The 17,815-nt window shown below is 45.7% G+C and carries 17 protein-coding genes; 12 read left to right on the forward strand and 5 right to left on the reverse strand.

Going from position 1 to position 17,815, the window contains the following annotated elements; all coding sequences use genetic code 11:
- Nucleotides 1-35 precede the first annotated feature (35 nt).
- Genes K355_RS0105550 through K355_RS0105560 form a run of 3 tightly spaced genes read right to left on the reverse strand, consistent with a single transcriptional unit; the run spans nucleotide 36 to nucleotide 2,752 of the window.
- Entirely contained in the window at nucleotides 36-1,133 is a 1,098-nt protein-coding gene (locus K355_RS0105550) for a glycosyltransferase family 4 protein (protein ID WP_022731123.1), read from the reverse strand.
- Nucleotides 1,133-2,173 carry a glycosyltransferase family protein gene (locus tag K355_RS0105555; RefSeq protein ID WP_033368555.1) on the reverse strand — a complete coding sequence of 347 codons (1,041 nt, stop codon included), beginning with the start codon at nucleotides 2,171-2,173 and terminating at the stop codon, nucleotides 1,133-1,135. Before K355_RS0105555 ends, K355_RS0105550 begins: the two co-directional genes overlap by 1 nt.
- A gap of 15 nt (nucleotides 2,174-2,188) precedes the next feature.
- Entirely contained in the window at nucleotides 2,189-2,752 is a 564-nt protein-coding gene (locus K355_RS0105560) for a class I SAM-dependent methyltransferase (protein ID WP_162142277.1), read from the reverse strand.
- 458 nt (nucleotides 2,753-3,210) lie between these two features.
- On the opposite strand from K355_RS0105560, the gene gmd reads away from it, so the two are divergent.
- From gmd to K355_RS23185, 5 genes are read left to right on the forward strand one after another with little or no spacing between them, the layout of a single operon-like run.
- A complete protein-coding gene (gene gmd / locus K355_RS0105565) occupies nucleotides 3,211-4,254 on the forward strand; it encodes a GDP-mannose 4,6-dehydratase (RefSeq protein WP_022731126.1) in 1,044 nt (347 codons plus the stop codon).
- A 5-nt stretch (nucleotides 4,255-4,259) separates the two neighbouring features.
- Nucleotides 4,260-4,922 (forward strand): imidazole glycerol phosphate synthase subunit HisH, encoded by a 663-nt coding sequence (gene hisH, locus K355_RS0105570; protein ID WP_022731127.1) that lies wholly within the window; start codon nucleotides 4,260-4,262, stop codon nucleotides 4,920-4,922.
- Complete coding sequence (locus K355_RS0105575) at nucleotides 4,913-5,770, forward strand: HisA/HisF-related TIM barrel protein (protein WP_022731128.1); 858 nt, start codon at nucleotides 4,913-4,915, stop codon at nucleotides 5,768-5,770. The genes hisH and K355_RS0105575 overlap by 10 nt, the downstream gene beginning before the upstream one ends.
- Nucleotides 5,767-7,107: an N-acetyl sugar amidotransferase gene (locus K355_RS23180; RefSeq protein WP_022731129.1), complete on the forward strand. Its 1,341-nt coding sequence runs from the start codon at nucleotides 5,767-5,769 to the stop codon at nucleotides 7,105-7,107. Before K355_RS0105575 ends, K355_RS23180 begins: the two co-directional genes overlap by 4 nt.
- 17 nt (nucleotides 7,108-7,124) lie before the next feature.
- Nucleotides 7,125-8,261: an N-acetyl sugar amidotransferase gene (locus K355_RS23185; RefSeq protein WP_240626313.1), complete on the forward strand. Its 1,137-nt coding sequence runs from the start codon at nucleotides 7,125-7,127 to the stop codon at nucleotides 8,259-8,261.
- A gap of 183 nt (nucleotides 8,262-8,444) precedes the next feature.
- On the opposite strand, the gene K355_RS0105590 is transcribed toward K355_RS23185, so the two are convergent.
- Complete coding sequence (locus tag K355_RS0105590; RefSeq protein ID WP_022731131.1) at nucleotides 8,445-10,094, reverse strand: hypothetical protein; 1,650 nt, start codon at nucleotides 10,092-10,094, stop codon at nucleotides 8,445-8,447.
- A gap of 26 nt (nucleotides 10,095-10,120) precedes the next feature.
- A complete protein-coding gene (locus K355_RS0105595) occupies nucleotides 10,121-10,600 on the reverse strand; it encodes a GNAT family N-acetyltransferase (protein WP_022731132.1) in 480 nt (159 codons plus the stop codon).
- Between the two features lie 107 nt (nucleotides 10,601-10,707).
- On the opposite strand from K355_RS0105595, the gene K355_RS0105600 reads away from it, so the two are divergent.
- From K355_RS0105600 to K355_RS0105630, 7 genes are all read left to right on the forward strand, one after another.
- Complete coding sequence (locus K355_RS0105600) at nucleotides 10,708-11,448, forward strand: cytidylyltransferase domain-containing protein (RefSeq protein WP_022731133.1); 741 nt, start codon at nucleotides 10,708-10,710, stop codon at nucleotides 11,446-11,448.
- Nucleotides 11,433-12,467: a Gfo/Idh/MocA family protein gene (locus K355_RS0105605; RefSeq protein ID WP_081649462.1), complete on the forward strand. Its 1,035-nt coding sequence runs from the start codon at nucleotides 11,433-11,435 to the stop codon at nucleotides 12,465-12,467. Before K355_RS0105600 ends, K355_RS0105605 begins: the two co-directional genes overlap by 16 nt.
- Entirely contained in the window at nucleotides 12,468-13,775 is a 1,308-nt protein-coding gene (locus tag K355_RS0105610; protein WP_022731135.1) for a DegT/DnrJ/EryC1/StrS family aminotransferase, read from the forward strand.
- A complete protein-coding gene (locus K355_RS0105615; RefSeq protein ID WP_022731136.1) occupies nucleotides 13,756-14,757 on the forward strand; it encodes a hypothetical protein in 1,002 nt (333 codons plus the stop codon). The genes K355_RS0105610 and K355_RS0105615 overlap by 20 nt, the downstream gene beginning before the upstream one ends.
- Nucleotides 14,758-14,852: 95 nt before the next feature.
- Nucleotides 14,853-15,881: a UDP-N-acetylglucosamine 4,6-dehydratase (inverting) gene (gene pseB / locus K355_RS0105620; protein ID WP_022731137.1), complete on the forward strand. Its 1,029-nt coding sequence runs from the start codon at nucleotides 14,853-14,855 to the stop codon at nucleotides 15,879-15,881.
- Nucleotides 15,882-15,961: 80 nt separating this feature from the next.
- Entirely contained in the window at nucleotides 15,962-16,879 is a 918-nt protein-coding gene (locus K355_RS0105625; protein WP_022731138.1) for a hypothetical protein, read from the forward strand.
- 97 nt (nucleotides 16,880-16,976) lie between these two features.
- On the forward strand, nucleotides 16,977-17,804 hold the full coding sequence (locus K355_RS0105630; protein ID WP_162142278.1) for a methyltransferase domain-containing protein: 828 nt from the start codon (nucleotides 16,977-16,979) through the stop codon (nucleotides 17,802-17,804).
- Nucleotides 17,805-17,815 lie beyond the last annotated feature (11 nt).

Raw genomic sequence — 17,815 nt, forward strand, 5'->3', positions numbered from 1 at the left:
TAATCAGTCTGCGGAAGAGTAGGCTGTATTGTTGACTATCGGGTCCGGTTTTTCGCTAGAAGAGTATCAAAAACTTTCCTGTGGCGATGAACCCATTTGTTGATGTCAAAGGCCTCTTTTGCCCGCCTACGTGCAGCGATTTTTCTTTCAGGTAGGTTCTGGAGTATCGCTTCCATACCCATTGCGATCACTTCGGGGCTAGGAGTGTACGTCTTCTCAAAGCTTTGATCGACTTCAAGTGGGTGCCCGCTAAGACCGGGAGCAAGTTCGGGCACGCCGCCAGAATTTGAGTACAGGACGGGCAATCCACACCCGAGCGATTCTAAAACGGTGTTTGGGCAAGGGTCATTGTGTTTTAGCATCAGATAAACATCGGCCGAACGATAGATATCGGGTGCATTTTCTTGCGTGTAGCTTCCTAATAAGGAGGTGTGCTCCTCTACTCCCAGGGCGTCTATTAGTTGATTGCACTTCTTAAGGCAGTCATTTGACATCCAGCCGGCAATTACTATTTTGGCATTTAGGCCCGAATTGCGCACTATTTCGAAGCCTCTCAAAGAGGCTTCAATCCGATAGAACATGTGACTATCGAACTTTCCTGTAACAAGAAATGTTGGTTCTCTGTCTTGAGAAACGCTAGTGCCTGGAGAAAAATGTTCCAGATCTATAGCATTATATAAAATTTCTGTCTCGCCTGTTCGGTTACCCAAAAAAGTTTCAGCACATCGAAGGCAAAATTCACTTTGGCAAAAAACATGGTCGGCATTAATCCACGCAATCGACATTTCCTTGTTCTTTTCTTGCCAATCGCCGTCAAACCAGGCCCCGTAAAAAACGCCGTTTTGATTCAGCACAATCGGTATGTTCTTTGATTTGAGTGATTTAAATGCAAGTTTTGTCAAATAAGGAGTATTTGAAAGCGTATAGACAATGGAGTGTCTGTATCTTTGTTCAGGGAAATGTTCTTTAAGGCGTTTGACTTTCACCAAGGGGCCGCCAATATCGCCAGCGCGCGCTCCTCCGTACCAAACCGAAATGCCATTCCTGCTTTTGGGTAAGAATGAAATCACCGTTTGAATGGCTCTCCACGCCCATCGGAGCGATTGCTTATAATTGCTGTCGATTTTAGACATTATTTACGCCAGATATTTCTGATTTTCCGCCAGATACCAATTTTGTATTCATCTCTATCGAGCAGAAAGCTCTCTTTCTTTTTGATTATATTCTCAAGAAGAGAAATCCATTGTTGGCAAGATTTGTAAGAATTATGAGGATAACTTTTGGTTTTTTGTTCCCATAGCTCGTAATTCTCAATCAATTCCAGAAGTTTTGACTCAAAATCAGTCTTGTCAGTAAATTCCAGTCCGTGACCACTGAGGTATTCGGGCATGCAGCCGCTTCGAAGATACAGTACAGGTAAGCCACACTGCGCGCCTTCGTTTTGATGGTTGCCCCCGGGCTCATTTAAAGACCCGGTTACATAGGCATGGTTTTCTCGTAGTGCATCCGCCAGTGCCTCTCCTGACAAAGGTTCAACAAGTCTAGCATTTTTAAACTTATAACCATCTGGCGTGTTGCCAATATAGGAAAATTCAATTTTTCCTTTCCACTTTGGCTGGGCAAGCATCTGATCAATATGGTCGTAAATATCAAAGCCCTTCATCCAGTTGCCTCCCCAGTGGTGGGTGACAAGCTTTAGAGGACCCGAGCCATTCCATGGTATAAATCCCTTGCGATTGAAGACGTCCTGATCTGAGCCATTTAGTATGACCGAGTTCGGCATTCGCTTCGGACCTTGCCAAAGGTCAAGGGACTTCAACCAAGAACCTACGAATACCGTGTAGTCGGCAGCTTGGTTGCATTTTTTCAGCAACTGATTCATGTGCCTCGTGTTTTTCCGCTCGTCACACTCGTTGATACGGTGAACAATAAGGCAATTGCGATTGATTTCTCGGGTGTAGAGCCAAGCAGCTCTGTAGCTGAAGGGGATGGACTTGTTGCGGCGACCGTATCTGGGGTCGGTGATAACAATTACGTCAATATCGTTATCATTTAAGTTGTTGACGACGATATGGCCGGCCTTTGATAGTTCTCGGGTGAGAGAAGAGAAAAAACTGTTTCCTCCACCCCATGGACCGGAGACGACCTTGTATCCTATGCAGATCTTCACCAATTAATGCTCCAGAAGTCAATCGACTGTTCTATGCACAGCAAATGCCCATTGATTATTTGATTTTGATTTCAAGAAGGGCTGTAGCTCAATATTGGTGCTTGAAGTGAAAATCTCAAATGCACGAAACTCGTTATTATGATCCTTGAATTCGTCGAATATTATGATATCGCCAGATTTTAGATAAGGCTCGATACCAAACAACGAATAAATAGCACCAGTAAAAATATCACAATCAATATGAATTATTAGATGTATGTCTTCCGCGCGAACATAGTTATCAAGAAATTTATACAATGTTTCTTGAAATGTTCCTTTGATGAAAGTAGCCCTGTGATCCCCTTTGGTGTCAGGAACCGTATCATTTGTATCGAACGTCCCTTTTGGTCTGTTCTTGTCCCAATCTTCTGGTAGGCCTGTGAATGTATCAAATCCGTAAAACTTGCTGGAAGGATTTTTATTTTCCTCAAGCCATGGAAGGAAAGATTTTCCAGAATATACACCAAATTCAAAGTAATCAATTGGTATGCTCCCCAGTTTTCTTCGAATGGTGCTATGAAGATCTTGACGATTATTGGACAAATCGAGTTTTCCGAGGAACCGGTTCTCAAAATTCTGAAAACGAAGGCTTCTGTTTATGTGAGAACACTTTTCTAACCATGACGGAAATTGGAATAATATTTTACGAAGAACTAGTTTAGGAAAACTCATTTTGGTCCCTCAATAGTATTGGTCGCGCGAGATTACTGGGTTTTACAATTTGTTAGCGATAACTACAAACTTTTTGAGGGCTTGATAGCAGGCTGGCTTGGAGACGTTGACGTATGAGGGGCTACGGTGACCAAAGTTTGAAGTTAGCACTTTCTAGCTTTTGGAAGATGCCTCGCCTTTTTTGGTTCAATTGGCTTAATCCATGGTTCAGCATGGTATATCCACACGATATACAGACCATGACTTTATGAAATAATACTTGAGAAACTGCGTAAAGATAGCCACAACACCAGTCTGAATAATTTTTGCGAAAAATGGGGATTTTCTCTATGGGTAAAACTGCGCTCATAACGGGAGTGACAGGTCAGGATGGTGCCTATCTGGCCGAGTTATTGCTGGATAAGGGGTACAACGTCCACGGTATCCGAAGAAGGTCTTCATCATTCAACACTGGCCGTGTTGAACACATATATCAGGATTTGCACGAAGAAAATCGTACGTTTACCATGCATTATGGGGACATGGTTGACGCAACAAATTTAATCCGAATTATCAAGGATACTCAACCTGACGAGATCTACAATTTGGCCGCCCAAAGTCACGTGCATGTCAGTTTCGAAACTCCTGAATATACAGCGAATGCAGATGCCCTTGGCACACTTCGTCTGCTTGAGGCTATAAGGATTCTAGGACTAGAGAAAACGACCAAGTTTTATCAGGCCTCGACTTCCGAGCTTTATGGGGATGCTCAGGCGCCCCAAAGTGAGGGGACACCTTTCCAGCCGAGAAGCCCATATGCGGCAGCAAAGTTATATGCTTACTGGATTGTGAGGAATTACAGGGAAGCATACGGAATTTTCGCTTCCAACGGTATCTTGTTTAATCACGAAAGCCCTATCCGCGGCGAAACCTTTGTGACTCGGAAAATTACAAGAGCTGTTGCTGCGATCAAGTTTGGCAAACAGGACAAATTGTATCTAGGCAACCTTGATGCAAAACGTGATTGGGGACATGCCCGAGACTATGTTGAGGGTATGTGGCGCATCTTGCATTATAAGAAGCCAGATGACTTTGTGCTAGCGACCGGGGAAGCACATTCCGTGCGTGAATTTGTAGAACTGGCGTTTCGACATATTAACTTCGAAATAGAGTGGGTTGGGAAAGGCGTTGACGAAAAGGGCCTTGATAGAGCCAGTGGCAGATGCTTGGTTGAAGTGGACCCGCGTTATTTTAGGCCGACGGAGGTTGATTTCTTACTTGGTGATTGCTCTAAGGCAAATGCCGAGCTGGGTTGGTCGGCGACCACGTGTTTCGAAGACTTGGTTAAAGAAATGGTCGAAAGTGATTTGAAAATCGTTTGCTCCGGAGAGTGATTTCAATGCGAATTGGTATTGTCAATTACGGGATGGGCAACCTTGGATCGGTTCAATCCGCGTTAAATTTTCTAAACGTTGAATCGGTAGTTACCGGGACTCCGGAAGAATTGCGTGAATTTGATGGTCTGATACTTCCTGGGGTGGGTAGTTTCGGCAAGGCCATGGATAATTTAAGAGCTGGTGGTTTTGTTGAGGCCTTGCAGCTTGAGGTCATAGAAAAGAAAAAGCCACTTTTTGCGATCTGTCTTGGAATGCATCTGCTTGCTCGCGGCTCAAGCGAAAGCGACGGTATCGAGGGGTTGGGGTGGATCAATTCGTGTGTTGTGCCTGTTGCCGACGGATGGCGTGGAGAGCATCCGGTTCGCCGTCCTCAGGTTGGTTGGAATACGATTTCGCGCCTCGTACCGGAGCATGGGATGCTCAGCCGAATAGAAGACGGAGAGATGGTGTATTTTGATCATAGCTTTGCCTTGCCTGCTTCTTGCCCGGATGCATTGGCACAGACAAACTATTTCGGTTCATTCACCTCTATGCTGGCAAAAGACAATATTTTCGGCGCCCAGTTTCATCCTGAGAAAAGCCAAAGAACCGGTCTCGTTATGCTACGAAATTTCACGAACATCGTCTTGTCTTCCAAGTCTGCTGGTGTTGAACAATGCTGTTGAAACGATTGGGCGGAAGTATCCTCGTTCGAGACGGTATTGCGGTGCAAAGTTTCGGGTTCCGCCGGCATTTACCTGTTGGAAGCCCAGAGGTTTCATCCGAGTTTCTGAATCGTTGGGGTATTGATGAAATATGCCTTTTGGATATTTCGGGTAATCGGATGCAAAGAGGTCCAGATATCGAAATGATCAGGCGTGTCGCAGCAAAGGCATTTGTTCCATTATGCTACGGCGGCGGCGTAACATCTCTTGATCAGGTGCGCCAGATTATTGCTGCAGGTGCAGACAAGGTTCTGATCCGGAGCAAATTTATAGAAAGCCTCTTTCACGAGGTTGTTGATAGTTTTGGTGCTCAGGCTCTCGTCGCATGTATCGATTACTCTTCAAAAAAGAGTGACATTGCATCTCGGGATGGTTCGATAATCTCCCGAGACGAGGTCTTGGACTATGCGTTAAGGGCAGAGAAATTTGGGGTCGGAGAATTACTGATACAGTCAACCGACAGGGATGGTTTGGCTTGTGGTCTGGATTGCGATTTGATAGCGGAAGTTAGTCGCCGTGTTCAAATCCCCGTTATCGCAATGGGCGGGGTCGGGCGTTCTGAGCATATCGCAGAGTGCCTGAATATGACTGAGGCATCAGCTGTTGTTGTTGGGAACATACTCAATCACTGTGAACATAGCGTAATGCTGATCAAAAAACAGCTTCAGAGAATGGGGCACGATCTTCGATCTAGTGGCCAGTGTAGGTATGAGTTGGTGCCAATATCCACAGAGGACCGACTTCTGAAACGTTCGGAGAGTTATCTGGACGACCTTGGATTCATCAAAGTTGACCGGGAAGTAATATGAGATACTGCCACCGCTGCCTATATCCGGAGAACCATCCACTAAATCTTATTATTGATGATGATGGGATTTGCAGTGGTTGTAGGGTGCATGAAGAGAAAGATCTTCTGGACTGGGGGGGCAGATTTGAAGAATTGAAGCGACTGGTTCAGCCGTTTAAAAGCCGATCAGGAATGAGTTATGATTGCATCGTTCCTGTATCAGGTGCCAGAGACTCTTGGTTTGTCGTGCATGTTGTAAAACATGTGCTCGGATTGAGGCCTTTGCTTGTTTACTACAACGGGCATTATAATACAGAACTGGCCACCCGAAATTTGGCGTATATGCGCCAAGCATTTGATTGCGACTTGACCGGCTTGAACGTGTCATCAGAGACAGTGAAAGCCGTGACCAGAGCAAGTATCCAAAAGTTGGGTAGTATTTACTGGCATGTGTTGGCGGGGCAGACAGTATGGCCGGTAAGGGCCGCCGTACAATATCGTGTGCCTTTGATTATTTGGGGGGCGCATCAAGGGATTGATCAGGTTGGTATGTTCTCTCATCTGCAAAAGGTAGAGATGACGCGCAAATATCGAAAAGATCATGATTTGATGGGGGTCGAAATTTCTGATCTCGCCGCTGACACGTCTGACCTTTTGAACTACAACACCCGCCCTTTCACATATCCGGATGATGAGGAGCTCGAAGCAATTGGGGTGCGGGGAATATATCTCAATAACTTCTTGCGTTGGGATACCAAGTCGCAGAATGAGTTGATGATCAAGATATTTGGCTATGAGACCGCGCCCCAGAAAAGGACATTCGATACTTATAGCGACACCGACTCATACCACTACTCTGGGCTACACGATCTTATCAAATACCGGAAGTTTGGCTACGGCAAGGTGACTGACCACGCTAGCCGTGAAATCAGATTGCGCAGGATGACCAGAGAACAGGGGCTGGAATTGGTGCGTCAGCATCAATCAGATGAGGTGCCTGAAGACACATCAATCTTCTGTGATTGGTTGGGGATGCCGGAAGCTGAACTTTTCGAGCATGTGAATGCGCTTCGAGACCCTAAGGCTTGGGCGTTCGAGGACGGAAAATGGTCTTTGAAAAGCTCAGTACTGGACGCCGAATTTGATCAACGTGCCCAGCTTTCACAGCTTGAGAGTTGGACCGATTTTGTCAAGATCGGTTCACGGAAACCAGACAATAACCCGAATAGTTATGTTTTGATCGGCAAAGGATATGTCGAAGGTTTCGGGCCAGAGTCTCCTGTGGCAAGTTCTGTACTGCCAGACAGCTGTTTTGGAAGTCATAAGCCAAGCATATCCGCACTGGAGGACATTCAGTGAAGTATTGCAAAAACTGTGTGGAGCCCGATACGCGTCCGGGACAGGTCTTCACAGAAGATGGTCTCTGCACGCCTTGCGCATATTCTCTCTCGTATGACGCTGCGGAGTGGGACCGACGCCGGGCCGAGCTTGCCAAGATCGTTGAGTGGGCAAAGAGTAGACGATCTCCAATGGGATATGATTGTATTGTGGGGGTGAGTGGCGGAAAGGATAGCACTCGGCTTGCATACTTTGCGCGCGAGGTTGGAATGAACCCGTTGTTGGTTTCATTCGTCTATCCGCCAATGCAGCAAACAGATTTGGGTGCATGCAATCTGACTAATCTCATCCACAAAGGGTTTGACGTCATAACGGTTCAGCCCTCACCGGAGGTCTTTCGCCGGGCGATCAAGCATTCATTCGTCAAACTTGGGAACTGGGTAAATCCTTCGGATTTGGCTCTTTACGCAAGTATTCCACGCACTGCACTGCAAAATAACATTCCATTGGCCTGTGCAGGAGAGAACCCATTTGTCACCGTCGGTAGTGGAAGTGGATCGCGTGATGGAGATGCAACAAACGTTGTCTCTATGAACACTCTGCGCGGTGGTGATATTTCGCCGTATTTGGATGACTATAATACGGAAGAAAAAATGTTCTTGTTCAGGTTTCCTGAAAAAGAACGCATTCTAAAAAATGATCTGAAACTAATTTATCTGGGCTACTACATCGAAGATTATGATCAGGAAAACAATGCTCGTTTTGCTGTCGAACGTGGCATGAAAGTGCGCGAAGGGAAAGATGCAGATCCTGCGCGGACGGGGTTCCTTCACAACCACACAATGCTTGATGAGGATTTTGTTATCGTCAACCAGTTTGTAAAGTATCTCAAATTAGGCTTTGGGCAAACGGCTCAGCAGGTTGCACTTGATATCCGTGCGGGACGTCTTACCCGTGATGAGGGCATTGAACTTTGTCGTAAGTTCGACGGCAAGTGTGACATCGATTATATTCGAAGGTTCTGCAAATTCGTTGATATGCCAGAGGAGGAGTTTTGGGACTTGGTTGAAGGTTTTCGAAATAGAGATATCTGGGAGATTCGCGATAATAATTGGCATTTAAAGGAAAAGTTGGAGACGTCTTGGGAGATGGCTCAGAGACTTGACTCTGCATAGCAGGTAGCTTGGAGTTTAACCCAGTTAGAATACGTGTAATTGATCGTTGAAACTTGGTAAACCCAGTCGAAAACAGAGTTACCAGCTAACTTGGTTTAATCTTGGCGATCAAGATGTGCCGAAAATTTCCCCCTATATGGTTAGGTTTTCGAAACTAGGCGCTGCGAAAATTGGGCCTAACCTCTAGTTTGACAGCAAGCTGTTTGACATTGAAGCATGCACATAATCGTTTGCGCGGAGGTTCTTGTAAGTGTGGTACTGCGTGCTGCTTGATTGTGACCATGCACGCAAGGTTAGGATTTCAGTTCTAATCTGACCTCTGGTCTCGTTCATTAGGCGCATTAATCCCGGATAAAGCCCGAACTGTTGCGAGTCATCCTGATGGATGAGTCCTTTCTGCCAATCAGGATACCCGAAATAGAAACCGGAGTAGCGTGCTGCATACTCCTTAGCTTTCTTTGTATCGACTTCAGTCCACCAAGCTCTCGTTAGTGTTGTCAGGTAACCGCTGCGCGAGCCTGGTTCGATAACAAAGCCATGTTCCCCGTACCAAGCCTTCTCTGCAACTAAAACCGGTGTTCCGTGGCAGGTGGCCTCAAGTCCTATTGATCCGCACGCAGTAATGATCCCGGTTGATTTCTTTATAACAGTCATGCTGTTGATATGGGGTGGGCAACTTTTTATGTGAACTAGGTCAAGCGCCTTAACCATTGAACGGACAGACTCGTTTTCAGTTACGCCATACCGTTCGTCAAGGGGATGCGCTCGTATCAACCAATTTACGTTTTTCTGTTCGCGGATGACGGTAAAGGTTGCTTCTATCCAGTCGTAAAAGTCTCTGAATCTTTCCAGGCCAAGACTGTGTGGAAAATCAAACCAGTTCTGCATATAAATCGAGATAAGCGGTTTGTCGCTTGTCCAGTTGCAAGCGCTCAACATTTCTTCGTACTGCAGATCACTGTTCTCACCAGTATAAGCAAGCGCGGAAGCTATATCTCCCGCTTGCCCGGCAAATCGTTCTGCGAGATATTCGGTTCCATTTCGGATAAGATTCGTTTTTTGTTGTGTACTGCTGTTATCGAGTTCTGACCGTGTTGGCGGAGCAATGCAGCGCAAAAACGTCTCAACTGAGTTCACTTTCTGAAAACGTTGTCCACCGAAGTCACCATACAATATATACACTTGTTTATTGAGTTGCAGACCATGCCATGCGAGAGGCGCCGCAATCTCCCCGATATTATGGCTACATATCACAATGTCAGAATCGCTGGATTCAAGCGCTTTACGGGTTGCAATCAATGATTGTAGACAGGTGATCAAAAGCTCTTTGAAGCCATGTCGTCGATGATCAACGAAGCCGGTTTTTTGCGCTTTGAGCAAAGTATCGTAGAACACGGTTCCGGGGAAATCGAATGGTAATTTCCATTCTACAATATCGTTTGGAGAGGTCGTCTTTGCGATCAGATCGTTCGCCAGTTCGGTCACGTCTTTCACAGGAGGCATCAACTGCTTGTGATGCTTTTTGTTTGAGATCCCGAATGCTTTTAACGTACTGGAAATCTCGCGGTGTCTAAAATATCCAATGTAACCAACAGATGACGTGAGCTCGATATTTAAGGCGGAAACAAGAAGTGATGTCCTGTACCAGAAATGTGGGTTTTCCCAAGTGCAATCAATGAATGCAGATATATTCGGTTTTGAGTTCGGCCTCGTCTCGTCAATGAGATCTAGCAGCGCCGAATCGAACTGTATTCGATCCTTCATTATTCTTTTACGCTGTAGTTCGGATTGAAATTTTCCAACAGTCTTCTTGAGATTATTTAACAATTTCATTACTACTATTTTCTAACTTAAAGTTTTTAAATTACTTTTCGAAACCACTGAATATCGTCTTTTTCGTGGGCTGGTTGAAAGCCGTTCTTGAGCAAAACCTTAATTGATCCTGTGTTCCGTGTGTCGGCACCGGCTTCCAGCAGTTTGATGGTTTGCAGTTCTCGCGACATCTCAACCATTTTTTTGACGACGAAGCTAGCAATTCCTTTACCCCAAAGTGTCTTCTCCCCGATCAGGTATCTTACTTCTGCAGAATCCCGTTCTGGATTGATGTTGCCAAGTTCCACCATGCCAATGTGAGCACGGGCAAAAAAAATTCCGAACAGTTTTGAACTGGGGTCGTTCAGTTTTCGGGTTAGAAACTCGCGTTGACTGTCTAAGGTGTGCATCTGATTTCTTTGATTTGAAAACCGGACGACTTCAATGTCATTTAACCAATCTACCCATTTTTGACTGAGTAAACTCATCGTCGCGGGTTTTAGCCGAATCTGGTCGATAGTTTCCATCAGTTTACCAACATAGTAGATGCTTGCTTAGGGGCTTTTTGGTTAGTAATAATTCAGATCGTTAGATTGCGATGAGTTTGAGTTAAGTTTAGGTCAATACACATACCATGATTAAAACAGCAGTGACCATACAGGCAAGGATGACGTCAACGCGATTGCCAGGGAAAATTCTGAAACCTGCGATGGGGCGTCCGTTGCTAGAGTTCATGGTTGAGAGGCTGCGTCGAATAAGTGCTTCCGACGAGATTATCTTGTGTACGACGCATAACGACACAGACGATGTTTTGGTGGAGTATGCAGAACAGTGGGGGATCCTTTGTTATAGAGGAAGCGAGAATGACGTCATGTCGCGGGTTCTTGGTGCCGCCGAGCACTACGACGTTGAAACCATCATTGAGACGACAAGCGACTGCCCACTGATAGATCCAGAAATCTGCAACCAAGTATATGAAGAATACATCTCAGATGGGGCGGATTATTGCTCAAACGTTTATAAACGTTGCTACCCCATCGGAATGGATGTTCAGATTTTCTCAACGAAAATCTTGGCTGATGCCTTCTCTCGTACTAACGATCCAGAAGAACGCGAACATGTTAGTCTGTTCATCTATCGTCACCCTGAACTCTATGATCTTCGGTGGATTGAAGCGCCAGAGCATCAGTTTGACCCAAAATTGCGATTAACGCTTGATACACCAGAAGACTATCAGGTGATCAGTCGTATTTTCGAGAGTTTGTATCCGCATCACCCTGAATTCACTTTGGATGATGTACTGAACTATCTGAGCAAAAATCAATGGCTTCGAGATATCAACAACGACGTTCAACATAAGTGGGTGAAGTATTGATATCTGTCGGAATTGTTGGTTGTGGTGAGATAGCGTTTGGTTACGGTAATCCTAACCAACCTGATTTTGGTCCGAGTATAGGATCTTTGGATCATGCCAGCGCAATTCGAGAAGTAGGAGGGTTCGACGTTGTCGCTTGCGTTGATCCATCCTCCGAGAAATTGGCATGCGCGAAAACAGTTTTTCCAATGGCATGCCTTTATAGAACTTTGCAAGATTTCAGAGATGCCAAGGTTGAAGTAGACATGTTGGTCATTTCCAGTCCAACCGAGTATCACGAAGAAGCGCTTGAACTTGCTATCTCTCAACATATCCATGCAGTTTTTTGTGAGAAACCAATAACTGACGATCCGCAAGCAAGTACAAGACTTGTTGATAAAGCAACGGCAGAAGGCATAACCATTTCGGTTAATTTTCTGCGGCTTTGGGATGATAGTATGGCTGAGCTGCGTTCTAGGATTATGTCAGGCGAATTTGGAGAACTTCAGGCCGGGACAGGTGTTTTTGTCAAAGACATTACGCACAACGGACCCCACATGATTGCGCTCCTTTCGGACCTTCTTGGGCCCGTGGTGATTAATGAAGAGGTCACCTGTGCGTTTACCCGATTGAATGGCGAAGGAAACCAGGGAGCTTGTGCTAGCCTTTCAGTTGCTGGCGCCAACGTTACTTTGAACAAACTTGACCACGAGCTGTACAATTTCTTTGAGATTGAATTGCATTTTGAAAAGGTGGTACTGCGCCTAGAGGATGGCTGCAGGCGAATTGTATTAAGAAAACCCGTTCCTCATCCCGAATATACCAAGCTCCTCTATCCGGAGGATATATCAGTGTTCAACGGCAATCAGAGAATGGCTCTTGCAAATGCTTGGCGTGAATGGCAGGCATTTTTTGAACATGGAACTCTGATGCGACGTGACATAAATTGGATGCTAAGTCAGGAAATGATTTGCCATCAAATTAAAGCGATGATGGTTGAGAAGAATGGTGATGATGCTTTAACCAAAGGAATTTCTTGAATGTCCAAGCTCGCGATTAAAGGTGGAAATCCGGTACGAACCAATCTTTTTCCCTCATACAACGTCATCGGTGATAGCGAGATTTCAGCAGTTACCGACGTTATGAAGAGCGGGATTTTGTCGCGTTATCTGGGGACTTGGCACAAAGATTTCTTCGGGGGGCCAAAGGTTCAAGAATTTGAAGCCAATTGGTCGAAGCTTTTTGACAGCAAATATTCGATTTCCATGAACTCGGCGACGAGCGGTTTGTATGCAGCTTGTGCTGCCGCGGGGTTTAGCTCAGGGGATGAGGTGATTGTTTCACCTTATACAATGTCTGCCTCTGCGATGGCCCCGGTTGTATGTGGTGCGAACCCGGTATTTGCAGATGTTGATCCGGAAACTTTCTGTATATCAGCTGATACAATCGAAGCTCGGCTGACAGATAGAACAAAAGGCATCATAGTTGTTCATATCTTCGGTGGCCCGGCCAATATGGAACCTATCATGAAGCTTGCCAAGTCTCGTGGTCTTGTTGTGATCGAGGATTGTGCTCAGTCACCTATGGGTGAATACAAAGGCAAAAAGCTTGGTACTTTGGGAGACATCGGAATATTCAGCCTAAATTATCACAAACACATCCATACAGGAGAGGGGGCCATTGTCGTTACTCAGGACGACCGCTTTGCTGATCGTTTGATGCTGATCCGGAACCATGCAGAAGCAGTTGTCGACGCCAAGTCAAAAGATCAAAACATAGAATACAATGGAGATTTGGTTGGGTTTAACTATCGTTTAGGCGAAATTGAAGCCGCTATTGGCAATAGCTTGATACAAAGGATCGACGATCTGATTTGCAGTCGTATTGAGAATGTACAATATCTAGAGAGTAAGCTTTCTGGTTCAGATTGCCTTTCCTTCCTCAAGGTGGATTCAGATAACCGCCATTGCTACTATGTGCATCCAATTACATATAATTCTGAATTATCAGGTGTCCACAGAAACACTTTTGTCGCTGCAATACGCGCGGAACTAGCTCCCTGTCGTCTTAGAGAAGCAGAGGGTGTTTTGTGCAGTGGTGGATATGTTCGCCCCCTCTATATGCAGTCATTTTATCAGAAACGTACGCATCCCGTTTTTAAAAATGCATCTCAAGTGGCGACTGAAAGCTATCAACCAGGTAGTGCGCCAAACTGCGAGAAAGCGTTTGGGGAGAGCCTAATCATCCATGAACTTATGAGGCCGGGCTTCTCCAAAGACGATTTGGACGATGTGGTCTTCGCGTTTGAGAAGGTCATGGAAAATATTGATGACCTCTATGGGGATTAAAAATCCGATGAACGCCGGTATGGGCCCTATTCTAATGGCAAGTCGAGATCCTGGTTCGGCGAACATGCTTGTCGGATTGCATTGGTTGTTGCACAAAAGCCAGAATGGGACCCTGCGAGAAAAATTCTTGCAAATCTTGAATGTTGACCAGAATGCCATACTGCGAATAAATGCGTGGGGACCTGCCGTCAAGGTATGGGAGCATTATGGCTGGGCGGCTCATGATGTCGGTGAGGTCGAAACAGATCAGGACCAAGAGTTTGCTTGGGCTTGTCAGTTGGTCGCAGTTTGCGCGCCATCCGTTCTAGTGACGGGACTAGATGATGTGGACGCGATCCGTACGCGTGCATTGTGGATGGCTGCAACGCAACAAGGTGTGCGGGTTGTCGTTTTGGCAGATAACGATACTTATTTGTTAGAAAGATGTTTTGACCTTGACCGCCGTCGATTTGAGCCAGACATAATTGTGGTCTCCAATGAACGAGTGCGCGAGGGGTTCGAACTCGAAAACTTCCCCATGAAAAATGTTCATGTGTTGCCTAATTTGGCTCATGAGCGGATAAAAGCCGATGGAGAGGGTTTTAATGATCTTCGATCTGAGTGGGGTGCAACAACCGATCAAACATTGGTTCTGTTTGTTTCGCTAGTTGGCGCGGAAATGATTGAGAAAGGTAGAAAACCGCCGTTTGATGAGACTCAAATGCTGTATGATTTGCTCGCGTCGCTTGAAAAAAAACGCCTTTCTCTTCCAGCCGGACCTCATGTGTCGAAGCCGTTTTTGGTTGTTAGGCCGCACCCGAGAGAGAATATTTCCAAATTTGAATGGATGAAATCTGCCGAGTTTACGTTCCCGGTCATCGTTAGCAGTCAAGGGAGTCCCAAAGATGCAATCTATTCTTCAGACTGGGTCGTTGGCAGAAAAAGTGGCGTAGTTGATGAAGCAATATTGCGGGAGGCCCAAGTATACCTCCTGGGCGATTAGGCTTGGATGCTTTGTCTGATAGAAGTGGACTCAGCATTGCGATTATCATAGAACACCCAATAATTAATAGGCAAATTCTTCAGGGTACCTTTTGCATGACCTATGAGCTTAGAAAATTTGATAAAGATATTCCCTGCCTAGACAACCAAACTGTCTTGATTACTGGTGGTACGGGGTCGTTCGGAACACGTTTTGTGAAAGAACTGCTGGATCGTTTTAGCTTGAGAAGACTCATTGTGTTTTCACGCGATGAGCTGAAGCAATATGAAATGGCGCGGGTCTTTCCTAATAGCACCTATCCATGCATGAGGTACTTTATCGGTGACGTAAGGGACTGTGAGCGCTTGCGCATGGCTATGCGGGGGGTCGACATCGTAATCCACGCAGCAGCGATGAAGCATGTCACTGCCGCAGAGTACAATCCGTTTGAGTGCATACATACGAATGTCATTGGTGCGGAGAATGTCGTCAAGGCAAGTATAGATGCTGGGGTCAAGCAAGTGATTGCTCTCTCTACCGACAAGGCCGCAAGCCCTGCGAACCTTTACGGTGCGAGCAAGCTTGCATCAGATAAGATATTTGTGGCTGCAAACAACCTTGCAGGAGAAAGCGGCCCTATTTTTAGTGTGGTACGTTACGGAAATGTTGTCGGTTCAAGAGGTAGTGTTGTTCCACTCTTCAAAAGTTTGATTGAGAACAATGCCAAGACTTTGCCTATTACTCATCCTGAGATGACACGGTTCTGGATCACGCTTGAACAAGGCGTGAATTTTGTTCTGTCCTGTTTAGGGCAAATGAACGGTGGGGAAATATTCGTTCCGAAAATCGCAAGTATGAAGATGGTCGACCTAGCAAAGGCTCTTGCTCCCGAAATGCCGATCAGCATTATAGGAATTAGGCCTGGAGAGAAACTGCATGAAGTTATGGTAACTGAAGACGATGCCCGACATACAGTTGAAAGCGACGACCGTTATGCGGTTCTTCCTGACATGGATATGTGGCGTGAAAGTTCTGCTTCTGGCTTGCCTGAAGGGTATCGAAAAGTGGGCGACGACTTCAATTATTCAAGCGATAGAAATACGGAATGGCTAGATCCCAAAGGTTTGATGAGTATGATCGGTTAATAAACTCGAACCATCATGGTCGCTTTCGGGCGGAAATACGCTGTCATTGTTGGGGTTTCGAATAAACGCAGGGCAATAACATGTTAAGGCTGGCGAAAGACTTTATTCACGATTTCCTTGAGAACCGCAGCTTCGATAAATACGGGACTGCAATTGGTTGGCAAAATGCTGCTGTGTATGATGAATACCATCAGAAATGCAAGGCAGCTTACCAACATTCGAGCTCACCAGAATGGTCAGAGCTTGCATTGGAGTTCCGTGACAAAGGTATAGTATCAATCCAGAACGATGAGACGATTGCAGTAGGCAAAGTCATCATGCAGGCGCTGGAGAAGTACCGTGAAGTGACAGAAAAATGGAGCAGCGGTAGTACGGCCAACATTGAAAACTACAACGGAAACATTCTGTTGGATTTTCCAGAGTTGCGCCCCTTGTTCGAAGGCACCCTAAAGCACGCTCTGGAGGCTATCTACAGCAGCCACTATAAATTGCTGTATGCGGTGATGATGTATAGTCACCGACAGCAAGAAAGTGCGGTCGCTTCCCAGCTTTGGCATAGCGATGCTGGGCCTGGATCATGCATCAATGTGATGTTTTTGCCTCATGGTGTAACGAAAGAGAGCGGTGCACTTCAAGCTGTACACTGGGGACGCACCAAAACTTTACTTCGTGGCGCGAGAAAATATCAACGCGAACATGTTAGAAAACCTGGTGGCGTTACTGAACCTGCTGCGATTCGCCGTCTGAAGTGTGAGTATTACGAAAAACGAATTGCTGCTGACTTTAGAGGTGAAGTTTCGCAGCCGGAAGGTGAAGGCGGGATGCTTGTACTTTTCCGGAACAATTGCATACATCGCGGCGGATATCCGGCTGCTGGGCACGAAAGATATGCGTATATTTTCCATATGTATCCCAGCATCACGAGCCCAGATATCGAAGACTATTTCAATGTAGGTCGTCCCAAAAAGGTTCCTTATCCAAAAGATCCAGCTTTCTGAAGTTATTTTGAGTTCTAGGTGCTTGATTGACGGATCGCTTGGTCAGAAATCAATACATGCCAGTATGGCGATAATACTTATTCAAGGGAGGTCGGTATTGTTCCGCCGTCAGAGTTTCTTACGTCAATTCGCTTCTGCTTTGTATCGTGCCTTGCGGCATCCCGCGAAGAGCCCTTCAGACCACAGATTGTTTGCGCGGCTGATGATGAAGCCCCGTATTTTTGGCATCTACGGTTTAATTGTCCAGTCATGTGACCGGCAGAGAATCAAAAGTACTCCGCTACCTGATGCTAGCGATCAGTCTGCTGCTGCTCGCGCCATACGGCATAACGTCACGCAGATTTTGAATAAGTTTGTTACGACATCTCGGCGTGTTGAACCGATTTATCAAATTGCAACAACGCCATGGCGCGATTTAAAGGATGAAAAGCTTCTGATCATTGGTTGTCGGAACGTCCTTGAATTACATCAAGCGAAGTTCGCAGGCTTCAACTGGGACAATATTTCTGGACTTGATCTGTTTTCCATTAATCCGAAGATCATGTCGATGAATATGGAAGACATGAACGGAATTAATGACGCTTCATTTGACGTCGTGACGATGGTCAACACTCTTGAATACAGCCTTAAACCAACGCAAGTGTTCGATGAGGTAAATAGAATACTTCGTCCGGGTGGTCGGTTTGTTTTTACTTATGGAAGGCATATGGAAGAAAAGGCTGTTGTTTCTCCTGCGTCGGGTGAAGAGTTTGTCGATGAACCTCATTACTATCCAGTTGCCAAGCACGTGAAGTACTTGCATGATATCGGAATGAAACTATTTTGGCATGACGAAATTTCCAAGGAAAATTCAGTTGGCCTGATGCAGGCAAATCATCGCCTTGGCTTTATAAAACAGGCCGCCTTACTCGATCCTCCGTTTTGATCAACAATAGC

Origin of the sequence: Thalassospira lucentensis MCCC 1A00383 = DSM 14000, from assembly GCF_000421265.1 — a bacterium.
Lineage (GTDB): Bacteria > Pseudomonadota > Alphaproteobacteria > Rhodospirillales > Thalassospiraceae > Thalassospira > Thalassospira lucentensis.